Origin of the sequence: Halostagnicola kamekurae (assembly GCF_900116205.1) — an archaeon.
GTDB lineage: Archaea > Halobacteriota > Halobacteria > Halobacteriales > Natrialbaceae > Halostagnicola > Halostagnicola kamekurae.
In genome coordinates this window covers 14543-33570 of record NZ_FOZS01000009.1, presented here as the reverse complement: position 1 = coordinate 33570, position 19028 = coordinate 14543, and the positions used below count along the sequence as shown (strand labels likewise).

The following is a 19028-nucleotide window of genomic DNA, read 5'->3' as shown; positions in this document are numbered from 1 at the left end:
CCTGGTTGGAATATTCCAACAAAGACATATCGAACTCCCGTTCCTACCGTGACGTAATGACAGAGAATCTGGATGGGGATACGGCGGGACCGCCGAACGGCGGCGGGCAACAACGGGAGCTGTCCGCTCGCCTTACCGTCCCCGAGATGGACTGTCCGTCGTGTGCGCAGAAAGTCGACAAGAGCCTCCAGCGCGTCGACGGCGTCGTCGACGCCACGCTCCAGCCGACCACCGGCACGGCCAACATCACGTACGACCCCAAACGCACCAGCGAAGCCGACGTAGTCAAGGCGATTGAAGGCGCCGGCTACGAGGTTGTTGGCGGCCCCGGCACTGAGGGCGACGAGCGAATCGAGGCGAGTGACGGCGTCGACATCGCACCACCTTCAGAGGTCTGGACGAGCGCCCGCGCGAAGAAGACGTGGCTCGGTGCGGCGTTCGTCACCCTCGGTCTTGTCTTCGAATTCCTTCTCACTGGCCAGAACGTCACGATAGCGAGCGGCCTCGACTACCCGCTTCGCGTCGCAGATGTCTTGTTCCTCGGTGCCGTCGCTGTCAGCGGTATTCCCGTCGTCCGTGGTGGCTATTATTCAGCCAAAAATCGGAGTCTCGACATCGATCTGCTGATGGGGACGGCGATCATCGCCGCGACCGGTATCGGCTACTTCGTCGAAGCCGCCACGCTGGCCGTTCTGTTCAGCATCGCCGAGCTGCTCGAGGACTACGCGATGGACAGGGCGCGGGATTCCCTGCGAGAGCTAATGGAACTGTCGCCCGACGAGGCCACCGTCCTGCGCGACGGCGAGGAGGTGACGATACCGGCCGAGGACGTAGCCGTCGGTGAAACGGTGGTCGTCCGGCCGGGTGACAAGATCCCGCTCGACGGGGCGGTCATCGACGGCGAGAGTGCGGTCGACCAGTCGCCGATCACCGGCGAGAGCGTTCCCGTCGACAAGACCTCCGGTGACGAGGTGTACGCCGGCGCGATCACCGAGGAGGGGTACCTCGAGATAGAGGCCACGTCGACGGCGGGTGACTCCACTCTCTCGCGCATCATCGAGATGGTGCAGGGCGCACAGGCGAAAAAGACCGAGACCGAGCAGTTCGTCGATCGGTTTTCGGGGTACTACACGCCTGTCGTAGTCGTTCTGGCGATCCTTACAGCGGTCCTTCCGCCGCTGGTAATCACCACTCCCGTCTCGGTGGACGTAGCTGGATACGGCTTCACCTTCGCTGCCGACTGGCAGACGTGGTTCATCCGCGGACTCACGCTGCTGGTGATCGCGTGTCCATGTGCGTTCGTCATCTCCACGCCCGTCTCGGTGGTGTCGGGCATCACTAGCGCTGCGAAAAACGGCGTCCTCATCAAGGGCGGTAACTACCTCGAGGCGATGGGCGAGGTCGACGCCGTCGCCCTCGACAAGACGGGCACACTCACGAAGGGCGAACTCGCCGTCACAGACGTCATCCCAGTCAGCGACACCGACGAGGCGACGCTGCTCCGGTACGCGGCCGGGCTGGAGCGACGGAGCGAACACCCCATCGCAACAGCGATTCTCGCCCGCGCCGATGATACGGGCGTGGGTAACTCACCCGAGCCGGACGCCTTCGAGAGCCTGACCGGCAAGGGAATCCGTGGCGATATCGACGGCGAGACGTACTATGCGGGAAAACCCGCACTCTTCGAGGAACTGGGCTTCGACCTCACCCGGGCCCGCTCAGCGACCGACGGCGGTGTTCCAGCACCAGACGCGGTCGAGGGTGACGACGGGGCGTTCGCCGAGGACGCGCTCGCGACGCTGGAGGGGGAGGGCAAGACGGTCGTTATCGTCGGTACGAAGTCGGAGCTGCTGGGTGCAATTGCCATCGCGGACGAGGTACGCCCAGCCTCGAGGCGGGCCGTCGAGCGGCTCCAAGAGCTTGGTGTGGAGCGAGTAGTGATGCTGACCGGTGACAACGAGGGCACCGCTCGTGCCATCGCCGAGCAGGCCGGCGTCGACGAATACCGCGCCGACCTCCTACCGGACGAGAAGGTCGACGCAGTCGAGGAGTTACAAGCGGAGTGCGGTGAGGTCGCGATGGTCGGTGACGGGATTAATGACGCGCCCGCGCTCGCCACCGCGGAGGTCGGCATTGCGATGGGTGCGGCCGGGACCGACACCGCCCTCGAGACGGCAGACATCGCGTTGATGGGCGACGACATCGGGAAACTCCCGTACTTGTACGACCTGTCGCATACGGCCAACGGCGTGATCCGACAGAATATCTGGGCGAGCCTCGGCGTGAAATTCTTGCTCGCGCTGGGCGTGCCGCTGGGTCTAGTCAGCGTTGCGTTGGCGGTCGTCGTCGGCGATATGGGGATGAGCCTCGGCGTCACCGGGAACGCGATGCGGTTGTCGCGAATCGACCCTGCCCGATCCGCCGACGCCTGACTCTACAGAAGAAACGCGGCGAGTGCCTCGGGGTCGTCCGAGGATTTCGCCTTTCGGGATCAAGCGAACCCTTCGGGTTCGCGGACCTCACGGGATCTCCGATCCCGCTTAGTGACGAGACGCCAAAGGCGTCTCGAACCACTTGACCCCGAGCCGGTTCACGACCTCGTAGTGACCGATGTTCGAACGACAGAGCGGGCACAGATATCACTGAACGATCCCGACCGAATACGTAAACAGGACGACTGGATGGTACCGATGGCATTCAAAGTTAGGATTTCGCTCTTTTCAACCGCCCCGAAGTCCTCACTGGAAAAATGGAATCCCATCGCTTCCGACATGTTCGGTTTAGACAGGTAGCCCACCGACCGTCTCTTGATACACCCAGTCAGTCGTTGACGAGACGTTCCCGGACCCGTCGATTTTACTTCGTATCATCCGCGCTCCCTGTTCTTGCCTCGCCTTGTAGAGACACCTATGAGCGACATCCTCGTCTCTGAACAACCGTTCCGTCGAGATTCGAACATACCGCCGAAAAATCCTTCTCGTTTGGACAGGTCGTGTTTCAGTATTAGATCGTCGTGTCCATCACGACGGCGACCCGGCTGAACCGTTCCTCCGGTGGTCAGCGACACCGACGTAGCCGCCGTCTTCTTTGACGAGGATGGATTGGGCGTTGCCGATGGAATCGACGGTAGAGACGTCGTGACCGGCGGCGTTCAGTTCGTCAACGGCGTCGTCGGGGACGCCGTTTTCGGCATCTACCCAGGTCCCGGTCGCGGAGTAGACGCGAGGTTCCGCGATAGCGTCGTCGATGTCCATGCCGAACTCGGCGACGTTGAGCAGGATCTGGGAGACGGTGTGGATGATCGACCAGCCGCCGGGGGAGCCGACCGTCAGGAAGGGGTCACCGTCGCGCGTGACGATCGTCGGACTCGTGCTGCTCAGCGGGCGCTTTTCCGGCTGCACCTCGTTCGGTCCGCCGGGGGTTGCGTCGAAGTCCGTGAGCTCGTTGTTCAGCATGAAGCCCCGACCGGGAACCATGATTCCAGATCCGAACAACTGTTCGATGGTGCTGGTCCAGGAGACGACGTTCCCCTCGGCGTCGGCCGTCGTAAAATGCGTCGTCTGCCCGGGGTGGGCCACGGCACTGTTCGTGCGGGGCTCGTTGCCTTTCCCGTTCCGTGCGCCCGAGGCGTTGCCGTCGTGTTTGGCCTGCTCGATGTCTCTCGGGCTCGTGTAGTACTGTCCGCCGGGTTGATGGGCGAAGGGATCACCGGGCTCGCGAGTCGCGGACGTCGCCGTTTCCGGGTCGATGATCCGCCGGCGAGCGTCGACGTACTCGTCGTCGAGCAGTCCCTGCCACGGGATGTCGACGAACTCCTCGTCGCCGAGGTACTCGTTGCGGTCGGCGAACGCCAACTGGAACGCCTCGATCAGCCGGTGGTACACGTCGAACGACCGCCGATCGTACTGCGCGAGATCGAACGACTCGAGGAGGGCGAGAATCTGTGCGATGACGTAGCCGCCGGAGGTCGGCGAACGCATCGTTCGGACGGTGATCTCGTGTGCGTCACCGTCGTAGGTCTCGTAGGTGGGCCTGGTGATGGCGACGTTATAGCGGCCGAGGTCGTCGACGGTCATGCTCCCGCCCGTCTTGCGGGAGCGTGCCGCACCCTGAACCGTCTCGGCGATATCCTCCGCGATCTCTCCCTTGTAAAACGAGCCGATGCCGTCGTCGCGGATGGTGCGGAGGGTATCGGCGAGGTCCGACTGAACGAGTTCGTCGCCCGCCTCGAGGGGGTCGCCTCCCGGAGCGAACACTTCTCGAGCGGTCGGGGTGAGCGCTCCATCGTCGACGTTGTCCGCGATCGAACCCGCCAGGAACTCGTCGACGGTAACCGTTCGTCCGCCCGGTGCGGCCAACTCGATGGCCGGCTGGAGTAGTTCGTCGAGCGGCGTTCGTCCGAACCGCTTGACGGCCACGTCGGCGGCCTTCAGCGTCCCGGGGACGCCGACCGCCTTGCCGTTCGTGTGGCGGTCGAAGAACGGCACCTCCTCGCCTTGATTGTCCAGAAACATGTCGGGTTGTGCGCCGAGGGGTGCTCGCTCCCGATTGTCGATGGCGGTAATCTCGTCCTCCGCGGCGCTGTAGACGAGCGTGAACCCGCCGCCACCGATCCCCGACGAGTGGGGTTGAACGACGTTGAGCGCGAACTGGACGGCAACCGCCGTATCGATGGCGTTCCCTCCGTTCTCGAGGACCTCCACGCCGGCTTCCGTCGCCTGCGGATGGACGCTCGAGACCATTCCGTCGGCGGCTTCTGCGACGGCGTTGGATGGCGACGCTACGTTCGATCGCTCGAACGCGCTACTGGCTCCGACCGGAACCATGCCGGCTCCCAGTGTGGCGCCGGTCCCCTGGAGGAACGTCCGCTTCGTCGTCCGAACGCGTTCCGTGGATTCGTCCGCCGAATCGCTCGAATCTGCTTCAGGACTGTCTTGTCCCATAGGAAATTGCCAATAGCAACCGTGAAAAGCTTTGACCTATATGAAGGTGTCATAGAGAGCCTCTCGTGCAAGGCGGTAGGGTACTCACACAGGCGCAGCGACTAGTTCTCCGAGCGTGTGCTCGAGCGGGCCGTCGAACGAATCCCATGCGAGACCTCGACGACGAGCGAAACCCTCCGTCGCCGTGGGTATCACCGACTGAACTCTCGACACCGCGACTCATCAGGAACGGCGGTTGGTCCAGCCGATCCACAGTGATCGACTCGGTTTCCCTCTCCCTCGCACTTCGAAAACGGATTATGTGTACGTAAAAGTCTAATAACGTTTATTACATTGCTGTCCGTGAATTCACTCGAACCCATTTATGGCCCAGCGAACGGCGGTCACGACCGAAGACGCACCGAACACTGACAACCCGTACTCCCAGGGCATCCTGGTCGACGGCTTCCTGTTCGTCTCCGGATTCGGTCCCGTGGACCCGGAGACGATGGCGGACGTCGACGGCGATATCGAGGACCAGACCGACCGGGTCATAGCCAACCTTTCGGCGGTGCTGGCGGAAGGCGGAGGCTCGCTCGAGGACGTGGTGAAGGTAACGGTGTATCTCGACGACATGGACGACTACGACGCGGTCAACGAGGCCTACGCGAATCATTTCGGCGACGAACCGCCGGCCCGCGTCTGTCTCGAGGCCGCGCGACTTCCCGGGGACGTCAGCGTCGAGATCGACGCCATAGCCAAGGTCGAATAACAGGAGCGGTTGGCACTCATCAACACTATGCAGACTATCAATCCGACGACGGACGAACCGATCGAAACGTACGACGAACACGACGACGAGGCGCTCGAGCGTTTCGTACAGCGGTCGGCCGACCGCTTCGAATCCTGGAGCGAACGACCGATAACCGAACGCCAGGCGCTCGTCGGCGGTATCGCCGATGTCTTGTGCGAGAACGAGGACGACTACGCCGCCCTGATGACTCGCGAGATGGGGAAACCGATCGAACAGGCGCGCGCCGAGATAGAAAAGTGCTCGTGGGTGTGCGAGTTCTACGCCGAACACGCCGCCCAGTTCCTGCAGGACGAGCGCATCGGCGTCCACCCGCGGGCGAAGACGAAGGTTTCCTACGAACCGCTGGGCCCGCTCCTGGCGGTGATGCCGTGGAACTACCCGTTCTGGCAGGTCCTGCGCGTCGCGGCACCGACGCTCGCCGCCGGAAACACGGTCTTGCTCAGCCACGCACGGAACGTCACCGGCTGTGCGACGACCATCGAACGCGTTCTCGCGGACGCCGGGTTCCCCGATGGCGCGTTTACGACGATTCTCGTGGACGATGACAGCCTCCACGACGTCATCGCGGACGACCGCGTGGCGGCTGCGACGCTGACGGGAAGCGTCCGAGCGGGACGGGCCGTCGCGGAGACCACCGGTGCGAACCTCAAACCGACCGTCCTCGAACTCGGCGGAAGCGACCCCTTCGTCGTCCTCGACGACGCGCCGCTCGAGCGTGCGTGTGAGGTCGGCGCCCAGGCTCGGGTCAACAACAACGGCCAGGCCTGCATCGCGGCCAAGCGCTTCATCGTCGTCGAGGATGTCTACGAGGAGTTCCGCGACGGCTTCGTCCGTGAGATGGAGTCGCTCACCGTCGGCGACCCGACGGACCCCGACACGGACGTCGGTCCCATCGCCCGGGCCGACCTCCTCGATACGCTCGAGACACAGGTCACAGAGAGTCTCGACGCCGGAGCGACCGCCCTGACCGGGGGCGAACGGATCAACAGGGAGGGGTACTTCTTCGAACCCACGGTGCTCGAAGACGTCCCGGCCGACAGCCCCGCAGGATGCGACGAACTGTTCGGCCCGGTGGCGAGCCTCTTCGTCGTCGAGGACGAGGACGAAGCGATCGCGCTCGCCAACGACACCGAATTCGGGCTCGGCGCGAGCGTCTGGACGACAGACTTAGAGCGCGGCGAGCGCGTCGCCCACGAACTCGAGGCGGGCGCCGCCTTCGTCAACGAACTCGTCCAGTCACACCCGAAACTCCCGTTCGGCGGTATCAAAAACTCCGGGTACGGACGCGAACTCGCCGCCGACGGCATCCGCGAGTTCACGAACAAAAAGACGGTCTGGGTGTCGCCGGCCGACGGCCTCGACGAGTAGGCCGCCGCGCTGTGTTCGGTTTCACGGACGAAACGGGGCGGATGCCCCGCCCTCACGGTTGGGGGAGTAAGCCGACACTCGATGCGGGAAACTGAGACTCGATGCGAGATGCCGACACTCGATGTGACAACCCACGTCACGATGGCGGGCCTACTCTCTCACCACATAAAGACAGATCTCTGTCATTCATTCGGCGTTTTGTAATCAGTATCTGTAGATGGCCTGCATGGATAATGTGGACAAGTTATTAATATCTGTTTCACCTGGGGTGACGTATGACGGCAGGACCGCCGATCGACGAACTCCACTTCGATGAAGCACCGAACGTCGGCTCTGTTCCCGGGCCGAAGACTCGATCGCTGCTCGAGAAACAAGAAGAGATCGACAGCAGCGCGGTCGCGTACCCGAACGACATCCCGATCGCGTTCGAGGAGGGGAAAGGCGCGACGGTGCGCGACGCCGACGGCAACACGTACATCGATCTCTTCGCGGGGATCGGCGTGTTAAACGTCGGCCACGCGAATCCCTACGTGCTCGAGGCCGTCCACGAACAGGCCGACAAGCTCGTCCACACCGTCGACTTTCCGACGGAGGCGCGCCTCGAGCTAATCGAGAAACTCGACGAGATCGCGCCGGACGGACTGCAGGGCAACAACCGGGTCGTCTTCGGCGGACCGACCGGCAGCGACGCGATCGAGGCCTCGATCAAGCTAGCCAAGTACAACACCGGCGGCGACGGCCTCATCGCGTTCCGCGGCGCCTATCACGGCGCGACCAGCGGCGCGATGAGCGTCACGTCGAACAAGGAGTTCAAGGGCCATTACACACCCCTGCTCCCGGACATCGTCCACGCGCCGTACCCCCACCCGTTCCGCCAGGACAAGACACCCCAGGAGGCGGTCGATCACGCCCTGGAAGAGGTTCAGGCGATCGTCGAGGACCCCTACGGCGGGCTGGCGAACCCGGCGGGGATCGTCGTCGAACCGATTCAGGGCGAGGGCGGGATCGTCACGCCGCCGGAAGGGTTCCTGCAGGGACTGCGCGACATCGCCGACGACAACGACGTCGTGCTCATCTTCGACGAGATCCAGAGCGGGCTCGGACGATCCGGCCAGTGGTGGGCCTGCGACTGGGCGGGCGTCGCGCCCGACGTGATGACCTCCGCGAAGGCGCTGGGCGGTGTCGGCTTCCCGCTCTCGGCGACGATGTACAGGGAGGAACTCGACACGTGGGGCCCGGGCGACCACGCCGGGACCTACCGCGGGCACGTCGTCGGCATGCGCGCCGGCACCCGCGCCATCGAGTACATTCAGGACCACGACCTGCTCGCCCACGCTCGCGAACTCGGCGAGTACATTCAGGGTCGACTCCGCGAGGCCGCCGACGGCACGGAACGGCTGGCGGACATCCGCGGCAAGGGGCTTTTCATCGGCGCCGAGTTCGTCGACGCGGACGGCCGGCCTGACGGCGATGCGGCCGATGCCATCCAGCAGTACTGCTTCGAGCGCGGCGTCCTCGTCTGGACGGCCGGTCGGCACGGCAACGTGCTCCGATTCCTCCCGCCGCTCGTGCTCACTCACGAACTGGCCGAGACGGCGCTCGACGTCGTCGTGGAGGCGATCGAACACGTGACGGCCGAGGCGAAGCAGACGGCTTGAGCGAACGTACGTAGCCCAAGTATTTCATTGACTATCGTTAAGTAGGTACCCCCGCTAGTATTGAGAAAGAATGGCATACGAAGTCCGAAACAGACTGCACGAATTACGGCGCGCGTTTCACCGCCATCCCGAACCGGGGTGGCGAGAGTTCAGGACGACGGCCCGCGTCGTCGAGGAACTCGAGCGACTCGGAGTCGACGAGATCGCCGTCGGACGGGAGTCGATGGCGACCGACGCGCGAATGGCCGTCCCCGACGAGGACGAACTCGACTCCTGGCTCGAGCGAGCGCGCGAGGCCGGCGTCCGCGAAGATATCCTCGAGCGAACTGCCGGGGGCCACACCGGCGTCGTCGGCGTCCTCGAGCAGGGGGAGGGACCGACCGTGGCGCTGCGGGTCGACCTCGACGCGATCTCGATGACGGAGTCGACGGCCGACGATCACCGGCCGGCCGCGGAGGGATTTCGGTCGGAACACGACGGCTACATGCACGCCTGCGGTCACGACGCTCACATCGCGATGGCGCTCGGGACGATCGAGGCGATTCAGGGGAGCGACTTTTCGGGGACGCTGAAGGTGTTCTTCCAACCCGCCGAAGAGATCTCCGGCGGCGGGAAGGCCATGGCCGAAGGCGGCTATCTCGACGACGTCGATTACCTGCTCGCGTTGCACGTTGGCCTCGATTATCCGACGGGCGAGATCGTCGCCGGCGTCGAGAAGCCGCTGGCGATGGCCCACGTGACGGCGACGTTCGAGGGCGCCAGCGCGCACGCCGGAAAAGCGCCCAACGAGGGCGGAAACGCGATGCAGGCCGCCGCGACGGCGATCCAGAACGCCTACGCGATTCCTCGCCACAGCGACGGGATGACCCGCATCAACGTCGGGCACATCGAGGGCGGCACCGCGAGCAACGTCATCGCGGAGGAGATCACGATGGAGGCGGAGGTCCGCGGCGAGACGACCGGTCTTATGGAGTACATGCGAACTGAACTCGAGCGCGTCTGCTACGCCGCGGCGGAGATGCACGACTGCGACGTCACGCCGCGGGTGATCAGCGAGTCGCCCCGGGCCGACAGCCACCCGGCCTTGTGCGACCTCATCGAACGGACCGCTCGAGGGGTCGACGGCGTCGAGCGCGTCGTTCCGACGGCGGAGGTCGGCGTCAGCGAGGACGTCACCTACCTGATGAACCGCGTGCAAGACGGTGGCGGCGGGCTCGCGTCGTACCTCATCGTCGGCACCGATCACCCGACGAGCCACCACACGCCGACGTTCGACGTCGACGAAGCCAGCCTGGGACACGGCGTCGATGTCCTCGCCGAAACCGCGGTCGAACTCTCTCAGCGGCCGGTTTGAACTGCGGACCGCGATCGATACGGGACGACCGCCGGAGCTGTGGTTCCGAAATCATGTTCTAGAGAACAGAAACGTTAATTCGCGAGCAAACGGTGTGTGACGTATGAGCCAAGACGACGTTCCGGAGTCGCTTCGAACGGCGGCGGACTCGGATCGGCCCCGCGGCATTCTCACACCGTCCGACCGCGACTTCCTGCTCGGGCGGAAGACCGATTATACGGACCACTCGAAGAAACAGAAGCGCAACCGCATCCGGCGACGGGTTCGCAACGCGATTCTCGATTTCAGTATCCTGTTCGAGTACATGGAAGAACGCGACCGCGAGACAGTGTTCGATCCCGACGACGAGGACCGCGACGCCTACACGCAGGGGATCACCGACATGCTCGCGTTTCTCCACCTCGGGACGATGGGCTATCACGCGCCGTTCAAGGACATGCTCTCGGAGGGCGTTGGAAAGGCCGAACAGCACCTGGCGGGATCGAACTACCGGATGGTCAACGTCGAGTTCAACGTCGAACCGGTCGGCCAGATCGACGTCGACGAGGTCATCGCGAAACTCGAGAACGAGGAGTTCGCACAGCTCACCGACGAGGAACTCCGCGCGTTCGTCCGCCTCCTGACGATGTCCGACACGTTCTCGCCCGCAGACACCCGCGAGGAGATCAAAGACCGCGTCGACGAGTTCGCCGACCGGGTCGCCGAGAGTGCCACAGCCCGCGACGAGAAACTCGAAGAACTGACGAACTGACGGCCCCATCGAACTTCGTTTTCGTTCGCTGCGTCGTCGCGCTCGATCCGCGATGTGAATCGATTCGTTCGTCGCGTCGCCACTCCTTGTGATCGATTCCTGAGTACATCCCTCATTCAGTATAATTGTCCATATAGCTAAATTAGCCTATATATGTTGGTTATATATAAATATATCGAATGTACGTCCACTTATTCTGGAGTTGCTCGGCACTATCCGAATTAATGCAAAGTAAACGCTATCCGTGTATTATCTGCCAGAGTGAGAAACACTTATTGTATACGGTGTCAATGGATGCGGTATGCCATCGCGCAGCACGGCAGATGTCAGGTGGAGACACGGCCAACCGGCTGGGTGTCGCTCGAGTCGGGGGGTGAGATCGGATGAGTGACGCGGAAAAGGGGGCGGTCGACACCTTCCTCGAGGAGATCGATCCGATCGTGTTCGCGTTCGGCGCGCTGTTGACCGTCGGCGTGATCGCGGCGTTTTTCATCAATCAGAGCGCCGTCACGGAGGCGATCAACACGACCTACGGCTGGGTTGTCGAATACCTGAACTGGGCGCTGCTAGTGATCGTGTTCCTGATCGTCCTCTTCCTGTTGTTCCTGATCGTCGGGCCGTGGGGGAAGATCAAGATGGGGGATTCGGATCCGGAGTACAGCTTCTTGTCGTACTTCGCGATGCTGTACTCTGCCGGGTTCGCCGCCGGCGTCGTCTTCTGGGGCCCGACGGAGGCGCTTTTCTACTACGATAATCCCTCCCCGCTGTTCGATGTCCAGGGAGGCACGGCCGAGGCGGTCCCGATCGCGATCCAGCAGACGCTGTTCCACTGGGCGCTACCCCAACTGGCGGTGTTCACGATCATGGGGCTCGCTATCGCCTACTTCGCGTACAACTACGAGGACGTCCCGTTACGGGTCTCCTCGGCGCTGACGCCGATTCTCGGAAAGGAGAACCTGGACGGCCCCGCCGCGAAGGTCGTCGACATCCTGGCCGTCTTCGCGACGATCGGCGGCGTGGCGACGTCGCTCGGCTTCATCGGGAGCCAGTTCATCGCCGGCCTCAGCTACCAATGGGGGATCGACCTCGGAAACGTCGGCATCCTCCTCGTGGTGACCACGATGACGCTGTTGTTTACCATCTCGATGGTCCTCGGCGTCGATCGGGGGATCCGACGGCTCTCGAACTTCAACATGATCCTGTTCGTCGCGCTCATGCTCGCGACGTTCATCCTCGGCCCGACGCTGTTCTTGCTTCTGCTCGGCTCGCAGGCGATCGGCGGCATGATCGCCGACTTCACGTCCATGAGTCTGTACACCGGCACCGGTTCCGACGGCGGGACGGGATGGATGAACTCGTGGACCGTCTTCTACTGGGCGTGGGCCCTCTCGTGGTCCCCGTTCGCCGGCCTCTTCATCGCCCGCATCTCGAAGGGACGGACCGTCCGCGAAGTCGCGTTTACGGGAATCGGGGCGACCTCAGCCGCGACCATCCCCTGGTTCACGTTCATCGGCGGTACCGCGCTGCAGTACCACCACACCGGAACGGCCGACTTCAGCAACGTGATCGCTAACAACACGCCGGAGATCTCGGGCTTCATTCTCTTCGAGGCGTTCCCATTTGGAACCGTGTTCATGATCGCCTTCATGATCCTCGTGACGACGTTTTTCATCACGTCTGCCGACTCGTCGACACTCGCCGTCTCGATGATGACGACCGGCGGGAAGGCGAGTCCCTCGAACATCAACCGAATCTTCTGGGGGGTCGTCCTCGGTATGACCGCGGCGATCCTCATGATCATCGGCGGCGAGGGCGGAACGACCGCGCTCCAGAACGCGGTCATCATCACCGGCGCCCCGTTCGCGTTCGTCTGCTTCCTCGCGATGTGCTCGCTGATCAAGGACTTCGCCTCGAGCCACGGCCGGGTGTTACTGCAGGACGAGACCGTCCTTGTCGGCTCGAGCAAGACGACCGAACCCGAGTCACCACCGGCCGGACCCGGCGGCCCCGTCGAATCGGACGACGACTGACCCGCTCGCGACTCCCCCTCGCCGGTCGCTTTCATTGACCGGGACCTCGATTCTCGTTCTCACGCGGTGACCGCTCGACTTCGTCGTCTCCGACCGATATCCCCGACAACCTATAACAAGTTTTAATGTATGGTGTACACATAATTTGTATATGGATAGGGACACAGCCGAACCGGACGTGGGCGCCTTTCCCGGCCCCAACGCGAAGCGGTGGGTCGAGTTCCACCAGTCGAACTCGGCGCCCAGCGAGTACTCCCACGAGTTCGTCTGGGACGTCACCCGCGAGGCCGACGGCCCGTTCGTCACCGACGTCGACGGAAACGTCTTGCTGGATTTTACCTGTCACATCGGTGCGGCGCCGCTCGGCTACAACAACGAGAAACTCACCGAGAAACTCGCCGAGTTCGACCTCGTCGAGCCGATGAAGATCGCCGGCCAGGACATGTACTTCGGCGCCGGCCCGACGCCCGAGGAGTCGTCGGTACCGGGCTCGAGTCACCTCATGGACAAACTCACGGAGGTCTCGAGCCAGTACGGGATGGACACGGTTTTCCTCTCGAACTCCGGCGCGGAGGCCATGGAGAACGCGATGAAGATCACCAGCGACTACCGGGCGCCCGCGAAGTACGGCGTCGCCTTCGCGGGGAGTTTCCACGGCCGCACCCTGGGAACGCTATCGATCACGAAGTCCAAAGAGGTCTACACGCGCCACTATCCCCAGATAAGCGGCGTCGAGACCGTACCGTTCTGTGACGATCGAGGCTGCGACGGACCAGGCGACACCTGCGACTGCGGGTTCTTCGCCGGCGGGCGGTCCCAGCTCCGATCGATGCTCGCGCCCGAAGGCGGCCACATCGATCCCGACGAGATCGCCTTCCTCACCCTCGAGCCGATCCAGGGCGTCGGCGGCTACCGGTTCCCCAGCGAGGCGTTCATGCGCGAGGTCGCCGCCGTCACCGACGAGTACGACATCCCGCTGGTCGTCGACGAGATCCAGTCGGGCGTCGGCCGCACCGGCGAGATCTGGGCCTCGGACCACTACCCGATCGAGCCCGACGTCATCGCCAGCGCCAAGGCCCTTCGCGTCGGCGCGACGATCTCCCGGTCGGAGATATTCCCCGACCAGAAGAACCGGCTCGGCTCCACCTTCGGCGGCGGCGATATCCTCGGCGCGATGATGGGGACGTTCACGCTCGAGGCGATCCAGGAACACGACCTGCTCGAGAACGCTCTCGAGCGCGGTCGGCAGGCAAAGGAACTCCTGCGCGACGACGCGCCCGACTACGTCGAGGACGTCCGCGGTAAGGGGCTGATGCTGGCCGTCGAGTTCGACACCCCCGAGCGACGCACCGCCGTGGTCGAGGCGGCGCTCGAGCGCGGACTCCTCACGCTCGGCTGTGGCAAGAAGACGATTCGGCTGCTCCCGCCGCTTGACTCGACGGCGCGCGAGATCGAGTTCGGGGTCGGCATCTTCCTCGAGGCCATCGAGGCGGTCGGACCGAGTGCGAAGGTGGCCTGACTCCCATCCGCCGATCGATTTTCGTTCTCCCGAGGGCTCCATCGAAGTCTGCTGTTCACCGTTCGCCGGCCTGATCAAACCGCGAGCGACAACACGCCAGCGAGCAAAATAAGCACCGCAGCGACGATCGAGAGCCAGAAGCTCACGGGGCCGATATCGACGCGGTCGGTGTTCTCGTTCCAAATGTGATATCCGTTACCGAGCAGGATTCCGACGCCGCCGACGATCATCAACGCCGTGGTAACGGGGACCAGGAGGCCGTCGAGATCGCCGGCCACGACGCCCGAAATTCCGAGCAGGATGAGACCGCAGCCGACGATCATCTGTGAGACGTGATAGACGAGCGGTCGATTCACATCCGGACTTGTCTGTGTGGTGTAGAAAGCGTTTCGTTGACATTCGTCGGATTGCCGACCCCATCCTCCTCGTCGGACGAACTCGAAGACGGCTGGTAGTTACTCGAGCGAGCGCTCCACGACCGACACCGCCTCGAGGGCGTCCAGGGCCTCGAGCACGTCCGTGAGATGGTCGGGGCCGCTCCCCTCGAGGCCGACGGTGACCGGCACCCGGTTCGGATCGTCGACCGCGGTGCGCCGGGCGCGCTCGAGGGCGTCCAGTTCCGCGCCCTCGGCCGCCACGGTCTCCGTGACCGTCCCAACGGTCGTCGGCCAGCCGTCGAGTTCGAGTCGGGTCTCGACGTAGCGTTCGAGTTCGTGTAGACCCGCTCGCGTCAGTTCGGCGTGCTCGGTGAGGTCGACGTTCCCGCCGGAGATCACGACGGCGACGCGCTCGTCCTCGAGAGTCAGATCATCGGACAGCGCGGCTGCCAGCGGGGCGGCGCCGGCGCCCTCCGCCACCGTCTTTGCGCGCTCGGCGAGCAGCGCGACCGCGGCGGCGATCTCCGTATCGTCGACCGTCACGACGTCGTCGACGACCTCGCGGGCGATCGCGAAGGTGGTCTCGAGCATCCGTGTGTCGGCGATCCCCTCAGCGACCGTGTCGACGTCCGCGAGTTCGCGGATCTCCCCCGCCTCGAGCGACGGTTTCGCGTGGGCCGCCCCCTCGGGCTGGACGCCTATTACGCGGATATCGGGATCGTGGGCCTTCAGGACCGTCCCGATCCCCGAGATCAATCCGCCACCACCGATCGCGACGAGAACGGTGTCGGGATCGGGGTACTGCTCGAGCAATTCGAGGCCGATCGTCCCTTGGCCGGCGACGATCGCCTCGTCGTCGAACGGGTGGACGAACGTCTCGCCGGTTTCGGCGGCGCGCTCCGTGGCGTACTCGTAGGAGCGCTCGTAGATGTCGCCCTCGACGACGACCTCGGCGCCGTAGCCGCGGGTGGCTTCGATCTTCGCCGCGGGCGTGACCTCCGGGACCACGATCGTCGTGTCGATATCGAGCAGGTCGCCGGCCAGAGCGACCCCCTGTGCGTGATTGCCCGCGCTCGAGGAGATGACCCCGGCCTCGCGCTCCGCCGCGGAGAGCTGGCTTATCTCGTTGTACGCGCCGCGGATCTTGAACGAGCCCGTCCGCTGGGCGTTCTCGAGTTTCAGCCCGATCGAGTCGGCTCCGCTCAGTTCGGCGAAGGTCCGGGAAGTGTCGAGCGGCGTGCGGTGGACGACGTCGGCGATTCGATCTCGTGCAGCCTCTATGTCTTCGCGGGTAACGAGCGCATCCACAGCGTCGCGATCCCTGCTCATCCGTCGTCCTCGCCAAGTGCCCCGCTCTCCCCGAGTACCCCGCTTTCCCCGTGCTCTACGGTCGCCTCGTCATCGACACGCGGAACCGGATGCCGCCGCTCGAGCTCCCGGATCGTCCCGACCAGTACGTCGACGCCGTGTTGCAAACTCGCTTCGTCGACGTCGAACGTCGGCGTGTGGTGGCTCGTCGGGTGATCGGTGCCGACGATCATGTAGGTTGCCAGCCCGCCCTCGTCCTGGACCCGCTCCATCAGGAAGGTCGCGTCCTCGCTCGCGCCGAAGTCGGCGGCCGGTAGCACGTGGTCGATCCCCCGAACCTCGCTCGCGATTTCGCTGACTAGGGCCTGCAGTTCGGGGTCGCTGTCCGCCCGCGGCGACTTGCTGACAACGTCGACCTCGGCTCGGCAGTCGTGCATCTTCGCCGCCGACTTGATCGTGCGCTCGAGTCGCCGTTCCATGTATTCCATCACCGCGGTCGTCTCGCCGCGCGCCTCGGCCGCCATGTGGGCCTCCTCGGCGATGACGTTGCTCGCGGTGCCCGCCTCGGCCTTGCCGATATTCACTCGAGTCATGCCGTCGCTGTGCCGGGGGATGCCGTAGGCGTTCACGATCGCGGCCCCCATCGCGTGCATGGCGTTGGCTCCCTCGTTCGGGGCCTTGCCCGCGTGGGCCGAGGTCCCCTCGATCGTCGCGTCGACGTGGCACATCGCCAGCGGCTTCTCGATCCCTGCCACGACCTCGCCCGTGGGGTGATCGAGTCCGACGTGGATTGCGAGCAGGTAGTCCAGGTCGTCCGCGAACTCGCTTTTCGCCATTGGACAGCCGCCGCCGCCGGTCTCCTCGGCCGGCTGGAAGAAGACGACCAGCCGCCCCGCGAAGTCGCTCTCTTTGATCGCCTCGAGGACGGCTAGCCCCCACGTCATGTGGGCGTCGTGGCCACAGGCGTGCATCGTGCCGTCGATATCCGAGCGAAAACCCTCGTCCGCTGGATGGTGCTTCGGATCGGTCGATTCTTCGATGAACAGCCCGTCGATGTCGACCCGCAGGCCGACCGCGGGGCCGTCGCCCCGCTCGAGGACGGCGACGGCGCCGGTGTTGCCGCCGGTCATTCGCTCGAGGAGCGCCTCGTCCGCGCCGCGTTCGCGGGCGCGATCGATCCACGGCTCGAGTTCGTCGTCGTCGGGGACGGCCATCCGATCCGCAGGGTCGTAGGCGTCGGGGCCGACGGCCAGTTCGTCGACGCCGATGGCCCGGATCTCCTCGACGAGTCGCGTCGTGGTGTAGAACTCGCGCCACGCGGGCTCGGGGTGGCGATGCAGGCTCCGTCTGAGAGAGACGAGGCGATCCCGGATTGGCTCGCTCATGCGAGTCGCTGACGCGCCCCAGGGACTTAATTATACACAATCTATGTTGACGGCAGATACACAAAAAGAATAAGAGAATCGATGACAACCGTAGGGTATCGCGTCGTTCCGACGCGCGTCACACATGAGCACGAACCCAGATATCGTCGTTCTACGGGAGGGGACGGAAGGACTGTCGATGGAATCGTACGCCGAGATCCTCCGCGAACGGTTGCCCGACCACACCGTCGCGCTCGCGCGGACGCCGAAGGAGGAACACGAACTCGTCCCGCAGGCGCGGGTCGTCACCGGGGTCACGATCGACGAGGCACTGCTCGAGGAAGCCGATCGGCTCGAGCTGTTCGCCTGTACGTTCGCCGGCACCGACCACGTCCCGATGGACGCGCTGGCCGACCACGGCGTCGCCGTGACGAACGCGGGCGGGATCCACGCGCCCGGAATCGCCGAGCAGACGATCGCCAACATGCTCGTCTTCGCGCGCAACCTCCACGAGGGCTGGCGGCGCAAGCGAAACGGCGAGTGGCGCCACTTCCAGTCGTACGAGTTCACCGACAGCACCGTAACGGTCGTCGGCCTCGGCTCCATCGGGCAGGCGGTCGTAAAGCGCCTCGAGGGCTTCGAGGTGGAGACGATCGGCATCCGCTACACGCCCGAGAAGGGCGGCCCGACCGACGAGGTGCTCGGCTTCGACGAGGACGACGTCCACGAGGCCTTTTCGCGCAGCGACTACGTCGTCCTCGCCTGCCCGCTGAACGACCTCACTCGCGGGCTCGTCGACGAGGACGCGCTGGCTACGCTGCCGCCGAACGCCGTGCTCGTCAACGCGGCCCGCGGCGGCATCGTCGACACCGACGCGCTCGTCGAGGCGCTGCAGTTCGAGGGAATCCGCGGGGCGGCGCTGGACGTCACCGATCCCGAACCGCTCCCGAGCGATCACGAGCTCTGGGACCTCGAGAACTGCTTGCTCACCCCCCACACCGGCGGTCACACGCCGAAACACTGGGACCGATTGGCCGACATCGTCGCGACGAACGTGGCTGCGCTCGAGGACGGGGAGGGAGACGCGCTCGAGAACGTCGTCTACAGCCCGGAGTGAGTCGACGAGTCACGCTGCCGAACACCCAAACTCGACGTCAACGATGATCGCGTAAATTCGGATGGGGACCACCTCGTTCGTCATCTGATCGACCGACCACAGGGCCCGTTCAAGGATTTGATCCAGACCACCGACCACGGGATCGATATCGTCCCATCGCACAACGCCCTCGCGAACCTCGATGATCTCCTCGACCGCGTCGCCCAGATGGCTAACGACATGGGCGAGGCGTTCGATCCCCAGACACGACTCCGTGAAGTACTGGTCGAGTTTGGCGTCGCGGAGAAGTATGATGTGGTCATCGTCGATCCGTCCCGGATCGAGGGCGCTGGCCTCTACAACGCGATCGGAGCGAGCGGCTCACTCGTCGTCCCGGCGGAAGCGACGGCAAAGGGAAGCAGTCAGTAGTGGGGCTCGAGCAACTGGTCGGTGGCCGGACTCGAGCA

Annotated in this window: 14 protein-coding genes; 10 read left to right on the top strand and 4 right to left on the bottom strand. The window is 64.4% G+C overall.

The genetic code is table 11. The features are described 5' to 3' along the window. The first annotated feature begins 56 nt into the window (after positions 1-56). Complete coding sequence (locus BM348_RS19740) at positions 57-2432, top strand: heavy metal translocating P-type ATPase (protein WP_092907717.1); 2376 nt, start codon at positions 57-59, stop codon at positions 2430-2432. Between the two features lie 588 nt (positions 2433-3020). On the opposite strand, the gene ggt is transcribed toward BM348_RS19740, so the two are convergent. Then, positions 3021-4943: a gamma-glutamyltransferase gene (gene ggt / locus BM348_RS19735; RefSeq protein ID WP_092907715.1), complete on the bottom strand. Its 1923-nt coding sequence runs from the start codon at positions 4941-4943 to the stop codon at positions 3021-3023. Between the two features lie 364 nt (positions 4944-5307). Here ggt and BM348_RS19730 point away from each other — a divergent pair, with 364 nt between their 5' ends. The 7 genes from BM348_RS19730 (at position 5308) to BM348_RS19700 (ending at position 14416) form a co-directional block, all read left to right on the top strand. Then, a complete protein-coding gene (locus tag BM348_RS19730) occupies positions 5308-5694 on the top strand; it encodes a Rid family detoxifying hydrolase (protein ID WP_092907713.1) in 387 nt (128 codons plus the stop codon). 27 nt (positions 5695-5721) lie between these two features. Next, positions 5722-7104 (top strand): NAD-dependent succinate-semialdehyde dehydrogenase, encoded by a 1383-nt coding sequence (locus BM348_RS19725; protein WP_092907711.1) that lies wholly within the window; start codon positions 5722-5724, stop codon positions 7102-7104. Between the two features lie 275 nt (positions 7105-7379). After that, entirely contained in the window at positions 7380-8762 is a 1383-nt protein-coding gene (locus tag BM348_RS19720; RefSeq protein ID WP_092907709.1) for an aspartate aminotransferase family protein, read from the top strand. A 70-nt stretch (positions 8763-8832) separates the two neighbouring features. Beyond that, positions 8833-10116 carry an amidohydrolase gene (locus tag BM348_RS19715; protein ID WP_092907707.1) on the top strand — a complete coding sequence of 428 codons (1284 nt, stop codon included), beginning with the start codon at positions 8833-8835 and terminating at the stop codon, positions 10114-10116. 103 nt (positions 10117-10219) lie between these two features. Continuing rightward, a complete protein-coding gene (locus BM348_RS19710) occupies positions 10220-10867 on the top strand; it encodes a hypothetical protein (RefSeq protein ID WP_092907705.1) in 648 nt (215 codons plus the stop codon). Between the two features lie 383 nt (positions 10868-11250). Then, positions 11251-12897, top strand: coding sequence for a BCCT family transporter (locus tag BM348_RS19705; RefSeq protein ID WP_092907703.1), 1647 nt, complete (start codon positions 11251-11253; stop codon positions 12895-12897). A 151-nt stretch (positions 12898-13048) separates the two neighbouring features. Continuing rightward, positions 13049-14416 (top strand): class-III pyridoxal-phosphate-dependent aminotransferase, encoded by a 1368-nt coding sequence (locus BM348_RS19700; RefSeq protein WP_092907701.1) that lies wholly within the window; start codon positions 13049-13051, stop codon positions 14414-14416. A gap of 74 nt (positions 14417-14490) precedes the next feature. Here BM348_RS19700 and BM348_RS19695 read toward each other — a convergent pair whose 3' ends face one another. The 3 genes from BM348_RS19695 to BM348_RS19685 form a co-directional block, all read right to left on the bottom strand. Next, on the bottom strand, positions 14491-14772 hold the full coding sequence (locus BM348_RS19695; RefSeq protein ID WP_092907699.1) for a hypothetical protein: 282 nt from the start codon (positions 14770-14772) through the stop codon (positions 14491-14493). Positions 14773-14871: 99 nt separating this feature from the next. After that, positions 14872-16122, bottom strand: a complete 1251-nt coding sequence (ilvA, locus tag BM348_RS19690) for a threonine ammonia-lyase (protein WP_092907697.1) — start codon at positions 16120-16122, stop codon at positions 14872-14874. Continuing rightward, on the bottom strand, positions 16119-17486 hold the full coding sequence (locus BM348_RS19685) for an amidohydrolase (protein WP_092907695.1): 1368 nt from the start codon (positions 17484-17486) through the stop codon (positions 16119-16121). Before BM348_RS19685 ends, ilvA begins: the two co-directional genes overlap by 4 nt. A 124-nt stretch (positions 17487-17610) precedes the next feature. Between BM348_RS19685 and BM348_RS19680 the strand changes: the two genes are divergently transcribed. Then, positions 17611-18582, top strand: a complete 972-nt coding sequence (locus tag BM348_RS19680; RefSeq protein WP_092907693.1) for an NAD(P)-dependent oxidoreductase — start codon at positions 17611-17613, stop codon at positions 18580-18582. A gap of 117 nt (positions 18583-18699) precedes the next feature. Further along, positions 18700-18990 (top strand): ParA family protein, encoded by a 291-nt coding sequence (locus tag BM348_RS19675; protein ID WP_092907691.1) that lies wholly within the window; start codon positions 18700-18702, stop codon positions 18988-18990. Positions 18991-19028 lie beyond the last annotated feature (38 nt).